Origin of the sequence: Bradyrhizobium sp. NAS96.2 (assembly GCF_001908235.1) — a bacterium.
Classification (GTDB): domain Bacteria; phylum Pseudomonadota; class Alphaproteobacteria; order Rhizobiales; family Xanthobacteraceae; genus Bradyrhizobium.
In genome coordinates this window covers 110,105-124,252 of the sequence record NZ_LGHK01000100.1, presented here as the reverse complement: position 1 = coordinate 124,252, position 14,148 = coordinate 110,105, and the positions used below count along the sequence as shown (strand labels likewise).

At 64.9% G+C, this 14,148-nt stretch carries 16 protein-coding genes; 9 read left to right on the top strand and 7 right to left on the bottom strand.

Annotation, left to right across the window (positions count from 1 at the left end; genetic code table 11):
* Window positions 1-32: 32 nt before the first annotated feature.
* On the top strand, window positions 33-431 hold the full coding sequence (locus tag AC628_RS22595; RefSeq protein WP_074128922.1) for a winged helix-turn-helix transcriptional regulator: 399 nt from the start codon (window positions 33-35) through the stop codon (window positions 429-431).
* A gap of 153 nt (window positions 432-584) precedes the next feature.
* Here the strand turns inward: AC628_RS22595 and dprA are convergent, their stop codons facing one another.
* Window positions 585-1,700, bottom strand: a complete 1,116-nt coding sequence (dprA, locus tag AC628_RS22590) for a DNA-processing protein DprA (protein ID WP_074128921.1) — start codon at window positions 1,698-1,700, stop codon at window positions 585-587.
* Window positions 1,701-1,803: 103 nt separating this feature from the next.
* Here dprA and AC628_RS22585 point away from each other — a divergent pair, with 103 nt between their 5' ends.
* Entirely contained in the window at window positions 1,804-3,042 is a 1,239-nt protein-coding gene (locus tag AC628_RS22585) for an amidase (protein ID WP_074128920.1), read from the top strand.
* A 137-nt stretch (window positions 3,043-3,179) separates the two neighbouring features.
* Here AC628_RS22585 and plsY read toward each other — a convergent pair whose 3' ends face one another.
* The 3 genes from plsY to AC628_RS22570 all read right to left on the bottom strand — a co-directional run bounded on the left by plsY (window position 3,180) and on the right by AC628_RS22570 (window position 6,263).
* A complete protein-coding gene (gene plsY / locus AC628_RS22580) occupies window positions 3,180-3,776 on the bottom strand; it encodes a glycerol-3-phosphate 1-O-acyltransferase PlsY (RefSeq protein ID WP_074128919.1) in 597 nt (198 codons plus the stop codon).
* A gap of 226 nt (window positions 3,777-4,002) precedes the next feature.
* A complete protein-coding gene (locus AC628_RS22575) occupies window positions 4,003-5,304 on the bottom strand; it encodes a dihydroorotase (protein ID WP_074128918.1) in 1,302 nt (433 codons plus the stop codon).
* Between the two features lie 5 nt (window positions 5,305-5,309).
* A complete protein-coding gene (locus AC628_RS22570; RefSeq protein WP_026192854.1) occupies window positions 5,310-6,263 on the bottom strand; it encodes an aspartate carbamoyltransferase catalytic subunit in 954 nt (317 codons plus the stop codon).
* Window positions 6,264-6,465: 202 nt separating this feature from the next.
* On the opposite strand from AC628_RS22570, the gene AC628_RS22565 reads away from it, so the two are divergent.
* From AC628_RS22565 to AC628_RS22545, 5 genes are all read left to right on the top strand, one after another.
* Window positions 6,466-7,212: a M15 family metallopeptidase gene (locus AC628_RS22565; RefSeq protein WP_143201748.1), complete on the top strand. Its 747-nt coding sequence runs from the start codon at window positions 6,466-6,468 to the stop codon at window positions 7,210-7,212.
* 128 nt (window positions 7,213-7,340) lie between these two features.
* On the top strand, window positions 7,341-7,754 hold the full coding sequence (locus AC628_RS22560; RefSeq protein WP_074128917.1) for a hypothetical protein: 414 nt from the start codon (window positions 7,341-7,343) through the stop codon (window positions 7,752-7,754).
* Window positions 7,755-7,780: 26 nt separating this feature from the next.
* Complete coding sequence (locus AC628_RS22555; RefSeq protein WP_074128916.1) at window positions 7,781-8,233, top strand: hypothetical protein; 453 nt, start codon at window positions 7,781-7,783, stop codon at window positions 8,231-8,233.
* Window positions 8,234-8,369: 136 nt separating this feature from the next.
* The gene (locus AC628_RS22550; RefSeq protein WP_074128956.1) at window positions 8,370-10,013 is read left to right on the top strand and encodes an acyl-CoA dehydrogenase family protein; all 1,644 of its coding nucleotides are present in this window, start codon (window positions 8,370-8,372) and stop codon (window positions 10,011-10,013) included.
* A 10-nt stretch (window positions 10,014-10,023) separates the two neighbouring features.
* Window positions 10,024-10,797, top strand: a complete 774-nt coding sequence (locus tag AC628_RS22545; RefSeq protein WP_074128915.1) for a CPBP family intramembrane glutamic endopeptidase — start codon at window positions 10,024-10,026, stop codon at window positions 10,795-10,797.
* A gap of 152 nt (window positions 10,798-10,949) precedes the next feature.
* On the opposite strand, the gene AC628_RS22540 is transcribed toward AC628_RS22545, so the two are convergent.
* Window positions 10,950-11,315, bottom strand: a complete 366-nt coding sequence (locus tag AC628_RS22540) for a hypothetical protein (RefSeq protein WP_074128914.1) — start codon at window positions 11,313-11,315, stop codon at window positions 10,950-10,952.
* A gap of 351 nt (window positions 11,316-11,666) precedes the next feature.
* Here AC628_RS22540 and AC628_RS22535 point away from each other — a divergent pair, with 351 nt between their 5' ends.
* The gene (locus AC628_RS22535) at window positions 11,667-12,878 is read left to right on the top strand and encodes an ABC transporter substrate-binding protein (protein WP_074128913.1); all 1,212 of its coding nucleotides are present in this window, start codon (window positions 11,667-11,669) and stop codon (window positions 12,876-12,878) included.
* A 24-nt stretch (window positions 12,879-12,902) separates the two neighbouring features.
* On the opposite strand, the gene AC628_RS22530 is transcribed toward AC628_RS22535, so the two are convergent.
* The gene (locus AC628_RS22530) at window positions 12,903-13,088 is read right to left on the bottom strand and encodes a hypothetical protein (RefSeq protein ID WP_050426020.1); all 186 of its coding nucleotides are present in this window, start codon (window positions 13,086-13,088) and stop codon (window positions 12,903-12,905) included.
* Window positions 13,089-13,365: 277 nt separating this feature from the next.
* Here AC628_RS22530 and AC628_RS44140 point away from each other — a divergent pair, with 277 nt between their 5' ends.
* Window positions 13,366-13,524, top strand: coding sequence for a hypothetical protein (locus AC628_RS44140; RefSeq protein WP_168193422.1), 159 nt, complete (start codon window positions 13,366-13,368; stop codon window positions 13,522-13,524).
* 33 nt (window positions 13,525-13,557) lie between these two features.
* On the opposite strand, the gene AC628_RS22525 is transcribed toward AC628_RS44140, so the two are convergent.
* Window positions 13,558-14,094, bottom strand: coding sequence for a hypothetical protein (locus AC628_RS22525; RefSeq protein ID WP_074128912.1), 537 nt, complete (start codon window positions 14,092-14,094; stop codon window positions 13,558-13,560).
* Window positions 14,095-14,148 lie beyond the last annotated feature (54 nt).

The window sequence follows — 14,148 nt, the reverse complement described above, 5'->3', positions numbered from 1 at the left end:
AGAACGCACATTTTTGAAACCCGAGCACACCGATGAAACCCGAGCACATGTATGTAACCGGCCCGCCGCCCAATCCGGCGGAGCATCAGGACTGCCGCGGGGTGGCCTCTGTGCTGTCGCGCGTCGGCGACAAATGGAGTGTGCTGGTCATCATGCTGCTGCGCGACGGACCGCGCCGTTTCAACGAACTGAAGCGCATGATCAACGGCATTTCGCAGCGCATGCTGACGCTGACCCTGCGCGGGCTGGAGCGCGACGGTCTGGTGACGCGCACGGTGTTTCCGACAATTCCGCCTCGGGTCGACTACGAACTGACCGATCTCGGCCGCGGGCTCGCCGTGCCTGTGATGGCGCTCGGCGAATGGGCCTTCGCGCATCTGCCGGAGATCGAGGGCGCGCGAAATGATTTCGATGCGCGGAATGCGGAGTGATTTCCAGCTTCAGCGCGCTGAGACTATGGACCCGTCACCCTGAGGAGCCGCGAAGCGGCGTCTCGAAGGGTCGACGGCCACAGTCGGGCCGTGCATCCTTCGAGACGCGCGTTCCGCGCTCCTCAGGATGACGGTGAGAGATCGCGCGACTGATCAGATCATCGACACCAGCCCGCCGCCGTGACGCTCGAGCTTGCCGGCGAGCTCGAGCTCCAGCAGCACGGCGCGGACGACTGCGGGCGAGACGTCCGCCATCCGGATCAGATCGTCGAGGCTGATCGGGCTCGGCCCGAGCAGATTGATGATGCGGGCGCGATCGCCGCCATCCGTGGCAAAATCCAGCGGCTCGTCGTCTTCGCGCGCGGTGAGCATGATCGGCCGCTCCATGATCGGCGTGACCGCATTGATTACGTCGGCGGCTTCAGTGACCAGCGTGGCGCCTTGCTTGATCAAATCGTTGGCGCCGGCGGCGCGCGGGTCGATCGGCGAGCCCGGCACCGCGAACACCTCGCGGCCCTGTTCGGCCGCCATCCGCGCCGTGATCAGCGAGCCCGAACGGTGCGCSGCCTCCACCACCACGACGSCGAGCGAGGCGCCCGAGATCAGCCGGTTGCGGCGGGGAAAGTCGCGCGCCCGCGGCACGTGGCCGGGCGGCATCTCCGAGATCGCCGCGCCCCGCGCGAGCAGCGCGGCCAGCAGATCCTCATGCTCTGGCGGATAGATCCTGTCGTGGCCGCCTGCCAGCACGGCGACCGTGCCGCTCGCGACGGTGGCGCGATGTGCTGCCTGGTCGATGCCGCGGGCAAGGCCCGAGATCACGACAAAGCCGGCATCCCCGAGATCACGCGCCAGCGCGCCCGCAAATTTCAGCCCGGCGCCGGAGGCATTGCGGGAGCCGACGATCGCGATCATCGGCCGCATCAGACTGTTGCGGTCACCGCGCACACCGAGCAGCGGCGGTGCATCGTCGATGGTGGCAAGCCGCGCCGGATAATGCGCTTCCTCCGGTGCGACGAGGTCGACGCCGAACTTGCGGCAGGCCGCGAGCTCCGCGGCCGCATCAGCCTCGGTGCAGATGCGCGAGGGGCCCGATGCGCCGCCGCGGCGCGCGAGATCCGGCAGGCGCTCCAGCGCCTGCGCCGCATCGCCAAAATGGCGGAGCAGCGATGCAAAGGTGCGTGGGCCGACACTGTCGGAGCGGATCAGCCGCAGGCGGTTGAGCCGTTCGGTGTCGGTGAGTTTTGTTGCGCTGGGGGACCGGTCATGCATGCGGGGTGCAGCTTCGCCCAACCTGAGATTGTGATCAACTGCGACATTGGCGCAGCTCGGCGCAACGCGCTAAAAGCAGCCGCCAATGCCAGGGAAGCTGCCCATGATCTCACTTGCCGACCTCCAAGCGCGTATCGAGCGGGGCGCGCTGTCGCCTGAAGCGGCCATCGATCAATCGCTGCAGGCGATCGGTGCGCAGGACAACGCGATCGGCGCCTTTGTCTGCCATGACAAGAGCGCCCGAGCGCAAACTGCCGGGCCGTTGCGCGGCATTGCGGTCGGAATCAAGGACATCATCGATACCGCCGATTTCCCGACCGAGATGGGTGCTGCGATCTACCGCGGCCATCAGCCGCGCGCCGATGCGCCGGTCGTGATGGCGCTGAAGCAGGCCGGCGCGACCATCATCGGCAAGACCACGACGACCGCGTTTGCGGCGACCGATCCGACCGCAACGCTCAATCCGCGCAATCATGGGCACACGCCGGGCGGGTCGTCGTCGGGCTCGGCAGCCGCGGTCGCCGCCGGCATGATCCCGCTGGCGCTGGGCACGCAGACCGGTGGCTCGGTAATCCGGCCGGCCTCGTTCTGCGGCGTCGCCGCGATCAAGCCGAGCTACCGGCTGCTGCCGACCGTTGGCGTGAAGTGTTTTTCATGGACGCTCGATACCGTCGGGCTGTTTGGCGCCGACGTGCGCGACGTCGCGCTGGGGCTGGCTGCGATGACGAGGCGGCCTGACCTCGTGGTGCCAGCGCAGCTCGCGGCGCCGCGCATCGGCGTGGTGACGCAGGCGTTCGCCGGCGCGCCTGAACCATTCGGCGCGGAGGCGTTGCAGAGGGCCGCGCGCGCCGCGGAGCAGGCGGGCGCGACGGTGCGCGAGATTGCCGTGCCTGACGTCATCGCGGAGGCGTGGCGGATCCATCCCGACGTGCAGGAGTTCGAGGCGCACCAGTCGCTCGCCTGGGAATACCGGCAGAACTACGATGCGATGCCGCCGCTGCTGCGCGGCCGGCTCGACGAGAGCAAGGGCGGCACGCCAGCCGAATACGACGCGGCGATGGACGTCACGGTGCGCGCGCGGCAGGCGCTCGCCACTGTTCTCACCGAAGTCGACGTGCTGCTGACGCTGTCGGCGCCGGGCGCGGCGCCCAAGGGCCTGACGTCGACGGGCGATCCCCGTTACAACCGGCTCTGGACCTTGATGGGCGTGCCCTGCGTCAACGTGCCGACCCTGACCGCAGAGGGCGGATTGCCCGTCGGCGTGACCGTGATTGCGGGCTTCGGCGACGACGCGAAGGCGCTGGCGGCGGCGAGCTTCGTCGAGGAAGCGCTGAGGAAATAACCGTTGTCATTCCCCCGGTGCGCAATTGCGCACCTGAGGGCGCGACGCAGTCGCGAGCCCGGAATCCATTTCACGGCAATACGCGCGGCCCAATGGATTCCGGGTTCTCGCTGCGCGAGCCCCGGAATGACGGAGAGCTACCTCTTCTCGCCGATCTTGCCTTCGGTGCCGGCCTGCAGGCGCTTGATGTTCTCGCGGTGCATGTAGAACAACAGCAGCGTCAGCACGGCGAACAGCGACGCCAGCGCGTTGTGGCCGAACCACCATAGGAACAGCGGCGTCACGAACGCGGCGATCAGCGCCGACAGCGACGAGTAGCGTGTGGTGTAGGCGGTGCCGAGCCAGACCACGGCAAAGATCAGCGCCGCCGGCCAGAACAGGCCGAGCAGCACGCCGAGATAGGTCGCGACGCCCTTGCCGCCGCGGAATTTCAGCCAGACCGGGAAGAGGTGGCCGAGGAACGCTCCGAGCGCCGCCAGCATTGCCGCGTTCGGGCCGCCGATCGTCCCCGCGATGATGACGGCAACCGTGCCCTTCAGCATGTCGCCGATCAGCGTCGCCGCGGCGAGACCCTTGCGGCCGGTGCGCAGCACGTTGGTGGCGCCGATATTGCCGGAGCCGATGGTGCGCAGATCCTGCGTGCCGGCGAGGCGGGTGAGGACCATGCCGAACGGGATCGAGCCCAGGAGATAGCCGATCAGGAAGGCGACCGGCAGGAACGCGTCAGCAGACATCGCGGTGGCTCCCTGGACGGCCGGTCCGGTCCAATTTGGACGAATCCATCAATGAAATATTAACCATCGATCCGCACCATGGCCGTGGAAATGAGGGAGCTTATCATGGCTTCTGTTCGCAGGCGGCTGGAGCAGGTTTTGTTTGTCGTTTACGTCGCGGCCATCGTCGTTGGAACGACGATGGAGGCGATGTCGCAACTCGCGGCGCGTTAGGTTCCACTCCGATTTAGACGTGTTCGTACACGGTGCGTCCGCCGACGATGGTCCGCGTCACGCGGCCAGAGAAGCGGGCGTCGTCGAACGGCGTATTCTTGCACAGCGACTTGAGATCGTCGCGATCGAGCACCCAGGGGGTGTCGGCGTCGATCACGATGACGTCGGCCGGAGCGCCGGCGCGCAGCGTGCCGCCCGGCAGGCCGAGCAGTTCCGCCGGCCGCGTCGACATCGCCCGGATCAGCGTCTTGAAGTCCATCTCGCCATTGTGGATCAGCCGTAGCGCTGCCGGCAGCATGGTCTGCAGGCCGACCGCGCCGCTCGCCGCTTCCGCGAACGGCAGCCGCTTGACCTCGACGTCCTGCGGATTGTGATCGCTCATCACGACGTCGATCAGCCCGGAGGCCAGCGCCGCGACCAGCGCCTTACGGTCCTCCTCGGTGCGCAGCGGCGGCGCCAGCTTCAGGAAGGTGCGGTAGGGGCCGATGTCGTTCTCGTTCAGGGTCACGTGGTTGATCGAGACCGAGGCCGAGACAGTGTGGCCGGCGTCGCGGGCGCGCTTGAGGATCTCCAGCGACTCCGTCGAGGTCAGCGAGGCCGCGTGATAGCGCCCGCCGGTCAACCCGGCGAGCCGCATGTCGCGCTCGAGCATGATCGACTCGGCGGCGGTCGGAATGCCGGCGAGGCCGAGCCGCGTGGCGAACTCGCCTTCGTTCATCACGCCTTCGCCCACCAGATGCGGGTCCTCGGTGTGATGCACGATCAGCGCGTCGAAATCGCGGGCGTAGGTCAGCGCGCGCCGCATCACCTGGGCGTTGGTGACGCTGCGGTCGCCATCGGTGAAGGCGACCGCGCCGGCGGCCTTCAACAGACCGATCTCGGTCATCTCCTGGCCCTGCATGCCCTTGGTCAGCGCCGCCATCGGATGGATGTTGACGATCGCGGTGTCGCGGGCGCGCCGCAGCACGAAGTCGACGGTCGCCGAATTGTCGATCACCGGCGAGGTGTCGGGCTGGCAGATGATGGTGGTGATGCCGCCGGCGGCGGCGGCCTGGCTGGCGGACGCAAACGTCTCGCGATGGCTGGCGCCGGGTTCACCGACGAAGGCGCGCATGTCGATCAGGCCGGGGGCCACGATCTTGCCGGCGCAGTTGACGATGTCGGTGCCTTCGGGGACGCCGGCGGCGCCGATGCCGCGCTTGGCGTCTCGGATCACGCCGTCGGCGATCAGGACGTCGCCCGGACCGTCGAAGTCGCGGGACGGATCGATGACGCGGGCGTTGGCGAGCAGGATGGGGCGGCGGTCAGTCAGCATCGGTCTCACGCGTTCGGCAGGTTGCGGGCGAGCGCTTCGAGCACTGCCATGCGCACCGCCACACCCATTTCGACTTGTTCACGGATCAGCGATTGCGCGCCGTCGGCGACGAAGGTGTCGATCTCGACACCGCGATTCATCGGGCCCGGATGCATCACCAGCGCGTCCGGCTTGGCGTAGCCGAGCTTCTTCTGGTCGAGGCCGAAATAGTGGAAATACTCGCCCGACGACGGCACGAAGGAGCCGTTCATGCGCTCGCGCTGCAGCCGCAGCATCATCACGATGTCGGCGCCGTTCAGTCCCTCGCGCATGTCGCGCGCGACCTCGACGCCCATCCGCTCGATCCCGGGCGGCAGCAGCGTGGAGGGTGCTACCACGCGGACGCGGGCGCCCATGGTGTTGAGCAGGAAGATGTTGGAGCGCGCCACGCGCGAATGCAGCACGTCGCCGCAGATCGCGATCGTCAGCCCCTCGAGCCGGCCCTTGTTGCGGCGGATCGTCAGCGCGTCGAGCAGCGCCTGGGTCGGGTGCTCGTGGCTGCCGTCGCCGGCGTTGATCACGGAACCGTCAACCTTGCGTGCCAGCAGCTCGACCGCGCCGGAGGCGTGGTGGCGCACCACCAGGATGTCGGGATGCATCGCGTTCAGCGTCACGGCGGTGTCCATCAAGGTCTCGCCCTTGCGGGTCGACATCGATGACACCGACATGTTCATGACGTCGGCGCCCAGGCGTTTTCCGGCGATCTCGAACGAGGACTGGGTCCGCGTCGAGGCCTCGAAGAACAGATTGACCTGGGTGCGGCCGCGCAGACTGGCGCGTTTCTTGTCGACTTGGCGGTTGAGCTCGACATACTCCTCGGAGAGGTCGAGCAGGCCCGTGATGTCGTCAGCGGAAAGGCCCTCGATGCCCAGCAGATGCCGGTGACCGAGGACAAAAGTCGATTTTAATGATGGGGTCATTAAAGCCAGAGCTATAGGCGCGGATGGCCGGTGGGGCAAGCGCGAAGAGGGGCCAGATGAGTTTTCCCCGAGTAAGATGTGGCCGCCTTCTCGGCCGCCATGCCCGAGCCTGGCGGGCCACCGATCGCTTGCTTTTGCTGGTCTTTCCGGAACAAGACGTGGACGGCCGGGACCAGCCCGGCGGCTGCGCCGGAGGGAGAGCTTGAAAATTGTCGGGATCCTCGTCGCTGTTGCGGGCTTGGTCTCAACTGTCCTTGCCCAGGGCCTTCCGGGCGACTTCGCGTTCCTGCGCGACATCGATCCGACCATCATCCAGGACATCCGCTACGCCGGCGCGAACAACTTTATCGGCCGGCCGATCGCGGGCTATGACGCGGCGGAATGCGTGGTGAAGCGGGGCGTGGGCCTGCGCCTCAAGGCCGTGCAGCGGGAACTGGCGCGACAAAGACTGTCGCTGAAGATGTTCGACTGCTACCGGCCGACCCGCGCGGTCGCCGACATGGTGGCATGGTCGAGGAGCGGCAAGGAGACCGCCGCCGAACGGCGCTATAACCCGGCGTTCTCGAAGGCCGATTTGTTCCGCCTCGGCTATATCGCCACGCATTCGGGGCATTCGACCGGTGCCGCGGTCGACCTCACGCTGGTCGATCTGACCGCCGACAATTCGCGCAAATTCGATCCGGCCAAGGACTATGCCGACTGCACTGCGCCGGTCGCCGCGCGCGCCCCGGAAGGCAGCGTCGACATGGGCACCGGTTATGACTGTTCCGATGTCAAGGCCCACACCGCTGCGGGCTCGATCACGCCGGCGCAGAGGCGCTGGCGGAGCATGCTGGTCGCGGCGATGGCCGGTCAGGGATTTGTGAATTATTCAAAGGAATGGTGGCACTTTTCGCTGCCGGGGGCCGGTGGCTCGGCCTACGATTTCCCGATCACGCGCGCGCACTAGCGCCGGATTTCCTCAAATCCAAGGCATTTCGGCAAGACAAAGCTTGCCATCGCATAAGTGGCTGAATGCTCTTTCAACACTCTTTAATTGTGGCCGTGTGAGGTGCGGGCATTGCGGGAGAACGAAGCATGCGTTTTGCAGCCTTTGCACTTATTGCCGTCGGCGCCGCCGGCATCGCGATCTACGATCAATACGACAAGGGTGCGAATTATCAGCGTGTCGATGCACGCATCAGCGCGGTCAACGAGCAATGCTATCTCGAAAAGGTCGAGCGCGGCGTCATCACCAAGACGACGTGGACCTCTGACCTGACCCGTTGTGAGGTTGCCGAGTTGCTCCGCAAGGAGCATCCGAAGTGGCAGGGCTACGACCTGAGGCACAAGATCGAGGTGCGCGTGGTCTACGTCTCGCCGGTCGATGGCGTCTCGCATCAGTCGAGCCTGCAGATGTCCTACTTCCCCAACGGCAAGCCGCTGCACGCCGGCGACGTGTTTCCGGTGCTGGCCTCCAAGACCAAGGCGGACAAGACGCGCACGATCTGATCGTCGCGGCGGTTTGGGAGCTCGTCATGCGTGTCGGCGTCTACGGGATGATCGCCATTGGCCTTGCCGGCTTCTATGCCTATCGCGAGTTCGACAAGCGGGTGAATTTCCGCCCGATCGACGCCCGCGTCAGCAGCGTCAAGGAGCAATGCTATCTGGAAAAGACGGAGGGAAATCGGAGCTCGACGTCCGATCTGCTGCCGTGCGAACTAACCGAGCTTCTGGCGCGCAAACATCCGAAATGGCAGGGCTACGACATCAAGCACAAGATCGAGATCCGGTTTGCCTATGTCTCCCCGGTGGATGGGGCGACGCATGAGTCGAATCTGCAGATGGCGGCCTATCCCGACGACCGGCCGCTGCACGCCGGCGACATCTTCCCGGTCCAGGCGTCCCGCAACGACGCCAACAAGACCCGCGCCAACGACTGGCTGGATCGTAAGCTCGGCCGCCACGCGCCGAGCCACGGAAGCATCTAGCCGAGTGCGCATTTTTCGCTGCCCCGCGCCGGCGCGCGGGCTTATTATCCCTCGATTCCAGCTGCCGTGATCCCCGACCGGAGCAGGCCAGTTGTCCGGGTATCATGTGCGCAGAAAGACCAATCCCGAGGAGACCATGACGCAGGCTCCGTTCGCCACCCACGACGTGCTGAACCAGTCGCCGCCGTTTGAGAACATCGACCTGTTCGCGGCGGACGCGCCGCTCGTGGCCGCGGTGGCCGCCAATGGCGGGGCGTCGGCGTCAGCTGAGCTCTCCGATTTCGGCAAGCATTGGGGCTCCGCCGTGATGGCGGAACGCGGCCGCGTTGCAAATGAGAACACACCGAAGCTGCGCGCCTTCGATGCCAGGGGTAATCGCCGCGACGAGGTCGAGTTTCATCCGGCCTATCACGAGCTGATGGCGCACTCCGCCCATGCCGGCGTGCACAATTCGACCGGGGCCGCGGACGGCAAGCCGGCCGGCGGCGCGGCCGAGGTGGTGCGCGCGGCGAAATTCTACATCGCCTCCCAGGTCGAGACCGGCCATCTCTGCCCGATCACGATGACGCGCGCCTCGGTCGCAGCGCTTGCTTCGCAGCCGGAGATCCTGGCGAAGACGATGCCGGTCATCGGCACGCGCGCCTATGACCCGAGCTTTGCGCCGTGGTGGACCAAGCGCGGCATGACGCTCGGCATGGGCATGACGGAGAAGCAGGGCGGCACCGATGTGCGCGCCAACATGACGCGCGCCGAGCCCGATAGCGGCGCCTGGCGCATCACCGGGCACAAATGGTTCATGTCGGCGCCGATGTGCGACGCGTTCCTGGTGCTGGCGCAGACCAACGGCGGCCTGAGCTGTTTCTTCATGCCGCGCTTTGCGCCCGACGGCACCGTCAACGCGATCCACTTCCAGCGCCTGAAGGACAAGCTCGGCAACCGCTCCAATGCCTCGTCCGAGGTCGAATTCCACAGCGCTTATGCCGAACTGATCGGCGAGGAGGGCAAGGGCATCCGCACCATCATCCAGATGGTGCAGCTGACGCGGCAGGATTGCGCGATCGCATCTGCCGGCCTGATGCGCTCGGGGCTGGCGCATGCGCTCAATCACGCGCGGCATCGCAGCGTGTTCCAGAAGCATCTCGCCGACCAGCCGCTGATGCAGGCGGTGCTCTCGGACATGGCGCTGCATGTCGAGGCGTCGGTCGCGCTGGTGATGCGGCTATGCCGCGCCTTCGACCGCGCGCCCAGCGATGCAGGCGAGGCCGCTTACATGCGGTTGCTGACGCCGGCGATCAAATACTGGACCTGCAAGAGCGCGCCTGGCTTCCTCTATGAGGCGATGGAGTGCCTCGGCGGCAATGGCTATGTCGAGGAAGGCATTTTGGCGCGCCACTACCGGGAGTCGCCGGTCAATGCGATCTGGGAAGGCTCCGGCAACGTGATGTGCCTCGACGTGTTGCGCGCGCTCGGCCGCGAGGCCGATGCCGCGCTCGCGGTGTTGCGTGCGCTCGCCGACGCGACCAGGGGCTTGCCGGGCGCCGTTGAGGCGGTTGCGTCGATCGGACAAGCGTTCCGCCGTCCGGACAGCGAGCGCATCGCGCGGCTGGCGGTCGAGCAGCTGGCGCTGCTGGCGGCCGCCGCGGCGCTCAACCAGGTCTCGCCTGACAATGCCGAGCTGTTCGCGGCGACACGGCTTGCCGAACGCCACGCCGGCATGTACGGCGCGGTGGACCTCTCCGATGCCGATCAGCGCGCGCTGCTGGCGCGGGCGTTGCCATAAAGGTTTGCTGATGGACGCTCTCAATCTCAATACGCCGCCTGCCGTTCCCGATGCTCCGCCACGCCCTCCGCGGGTCTGGAAGTTCTGGGGCACCGCACTGTGGGGCCTTTTGATCTTCGCTGCGATGTTCCTCGGCCAGGTCGCCGTCATTGTCTACCGCATCATCGCGCAGGGCGGCGAATTGTCGGCGGCCGGCATCACCCATGTGGTCGCCGACGGCCTGACGATCTCGCTCTCGGTGCTCGCCGGCCTGCCGATGGTGCTGCTGGTGCTGTGGTTCGCGATCCGCCGGACCCGGATTTCGTTCGCCGATTATCTCGGGCTGCGCGGGACGTCGTGGAAGAACGTGATCATCGGCATCGTCTCGCTCATCGTGCTGGTCGGCGCCTGGGACATGGTGTCCCGCGCCACAGGCCGCGAGGTGACGCCGGGCTTCATGGGCGACGTGCTGAAATCGGCGCAGGAGCATAGCGCGCTGTGGCTTTTGGTGATCGCCTTCGCCGTGGCTGCGCCGCTCTGGGAGGAACTGTTCGCTCGCGGCTGGCTCTATCGCGGCTGGTCGGAATCCGCGCTCGGCCCGTATGGCGCGATCCTGCTGTCATCGCTGGTCTGGACCATCATGCACCTGCAGTACGACTGGTTCTTCCTCTGCCAGGTGCTGACGATCGGGCTCCTGTTCGGCTATCTGCGCTTCCGCACCGGCTCGACCTGGCTGACCATCCTGCTGCACGGGCTGAACAATCTCGCGGCGACGATCCAGACCTGGTGGCTGGCGGGGTCGTAACGCCTTATCCAACCGTCATTGCGAGGAGCGAAGCGACGAAGCAATCCATGTCTCGGCAAGCGGAAAGATGGATTGCTTCGCTTCGCTCGCAATGACGGGGATAGGGCGACGGCGGCTACCGCGTCGAGCATCCGCAGGTCTTGCAACTAGGCCTAATCGTCTGCCTGAACCACCACGGTCGGTGAGTTATGACCAAAGAAGATCATCGCTTCGGACCCTCGATAGTCTTCCCGTTTCAGTGAGATTTTGATCTCGGATCGATCTTCAAAGGTGATCGTGAAAGATTCCGGCCGTGTGAGCGCGACGCCTGCGACGACTTTGCCTATTTGATCACAGATGAGATTTCTGAACTGGTCATGTCCATCGCGCAGGGCCACTCCGTCGGCGGATACTTCCAAGCGTGTAAGAGCATTGATGCTTGGTCCGTCGAACTGCAGTTGCCAATAATCCAACACGAAAGTGATGGCACTCAGCTTTTCGCCGACGATGGCCTCAACTGGCTTCGATCGTTCATCCATGGGCGCCCTGACTGACTTCCTAGGTCCTACTCTCTAGCATGCCAGGTGAGTTTGGCCCAACGCAGGCATCCACCGAAGCCGACGTCGGCCTTCGAGCGCAAAGCCGAAGTGATTGTCCTATGAGGGCGCGCCTAAAGCTCTACCGCGGCGATCACGATCGGAATCGTGATGCCGCCAAAATCGCCTGCCGCGTGATAATCCGTAACCAGTAGGGGCGCGCATCGTCGCCCATTGGAACCTGACGTAGAGGCTGCCACCATCCCCGTCACAGTGCTATGATCTAGATCAATGAACGAGCGCGGGCCGGATCGAAACCAGGCAGCGGCGGCTGCCGTCGTGCGAGCTCTTCCCATGGCTACGTTGTTCCGAACTCTGTTGGCTAGCGTCGTCGCGCTGGTGTCTCTCGGCGCCATCACGCAGCAGGTGCGCGACCAGGGCGTCACCGATACCGAAATCCGGATCGGCAATCTGATGCCGTATAGCGGCACGTTGGAAATCTTCGGCCAGATCGGCAAGGCGGAAGCCGCCTATTTCGACATGATCAACGAACGCGGCGGAGTTGGCGGCCGCAAGATCCGCTTCATGTCCTACGACGATCTGTCCGACGCCTCCAATGCCATGGACCTCACGCGCATTCTCGTCGAGACCGACAATGTGCTCCTGATGTTCGGTTCGTTCGGGACGCCGGACAATCTTGCCGTGCGGAAGTATCTCAACGAACGGCAGGTCCCCCAGCTTTTCGTTGCCTCCGGCGATCAGGACTTCGGCGAGCCGTCGGCCTATCCGTGGACCATGGGCTGGCAGCCTTCATACCGCGAGGAGGGGCGGATCTACGCCAACTACATCCAGGCTTTCTATCCCGGAAAGAAGATCGTGGCGCTTTGGGAGAATGACCAGTTCGGCCGTGAATTGTTCAAGGGGCTGGTGCAAGGGCTGGGCGATGTCGCCCACAACATCAGGGTCGACATCGCCTATGATGTCGACGATCAGCATCTGGACGGCCACATATCGATCCTGAAGCAATCCGGCGCCGAGGTCTTCGTGTTTGCCGGCGTGCCGGAAAACGCCGCCAAGGTGATCCGGGCGGCGGCCGACCATGGCTGGCGGCCGGTGTTTGTCGTGAACCAGATGGCGTCATCGATCGAGACGGTGCTCAAGCCGGCCGGCACCGAGAATGCGACCGGCGTCATCACCGCCGCCTTCCTGAAGGATGCGAGCGATCCGGCCTGGAGGGAAGATCAGGGCGCCTGGCACAGCTTCCTGGACAAATATACCAAAGCCGGCGGCAAGGACGACGCTGCCGCCGTCTATGGCTATGCGGCCGCCGAAACGATGGTCCAGGTGCTCAAGCAATGCGGCAACGATCTGTCGCGCGAAAACGTCATGAGGCAGGCCGCGGCGATCAGGGATTATCAGGCATCCGCTTTGCTCCCGGGCATCAGGATCAACACCAGTCACTTTCGACCGGTCGAGCAATTGCGGTTGCTTCAATTCGACGGCCGCAGCTGGCAGCCGATCGGCGATGTGCTCGATACGGCATTCACCGACGCGCGCAGAAAATAGCTGTCATCAGCAGCGCGACGGTGGTCACGCACGAGACCCGTCCTCGGCTGGTCGCGGCCGGTGGATGATCTGCGCGAGCCGGTTATCGACCCCGGCCTCGGTCCGGCGCAGCTTGAGCGCGATCAGCCGGTGGTTCATCCCGGATTCGTGCAGCGCAACCAGCAGGCGCTCTTCGTTCTCGGTCCAGCTCTTGAATCTGTTGGCACGCATTGGTCACGGTCCCTAGCGGAACGATCATTGCTGATTCCCGCAACCCGCGCGCGTCCTAATCGATGGCTGTGCGTGTCCTGGCCCGGACGGCACCCCGGGTGGCAACGTTGGCCCGATCGAACCGGGAGGTGATCGTTTCGGACCTTCACAAAATCCCAGCCCGACGCGAGGCTTCGCGCCAGGATGGCGAAACATCGCACGGCGGAAGGCCAGGCAACACCCCGTGCGGAGCCGTTGATTTTTATCCCTCTCTCAGCTCTTTCGCAGGGTGATGCAGATGGACGAGAACTTGCAGAACATCTGGATATTTCGGTCCAGCACCACGATCGTCGCCCTCGTCATCTTGCAGATCATCGATCTGGCGTTGACGCTGTTGCATACGTTGCAGGAGCGCAAAGGCCAACTGTGGCGCTACTTCGGCGCGCGGGAGAGCTGACGTCGCTCAGTCGTCGTCGGCAGTCGCCGACCTTCATGTAGGACGTCGACCCTGTTGCGCGAACCGTTCAACAAGGTCAGACCAAAACGGAATGTACTTGATTTCGCGTGACCAGGGCTGTTCCCGTCTGTGCCAATCTCCGAACTCTCGTTCGAAATAGTCCTTCAGATTGGCGCCGTAGTAGATCGCATCGGTGTAGAAGATGGAAAATACCGGGTTGCCTGCTTCATGCGGCTGCTCGGGCAGATATCGGTGGCCGATCAAGGGGATCAGTTTGGGCGCACGAGCAACCACCTCCCGCAGAATTTGCTTGCGAGCGCGCGCGCTGGAAGGCTCCTTCCCCCATTCCGGCCACCATATCTGGCCCCTCTCGACAGAGACAAGAAGGCCATTCAAAGGCCAGTCGAGGGCTCGCCTGATCGCAGCATCATCGGTCCAGTCGTGACCGTCTATCGGTCGTTTCCGGCGGAGAAGGTCAATCAGGTCCGGGGGAAAAACCAAGCCAAACCGATCCTGAGCTCTGTCGAGTTCAGCCTGGGTGTAGCCTTTGGTCCATCGGACCGAGGTCATCGTTGATCAAACTTGGGCTTCATACTGGCGCAGACTAGCAGCGCGTGCGAGCCA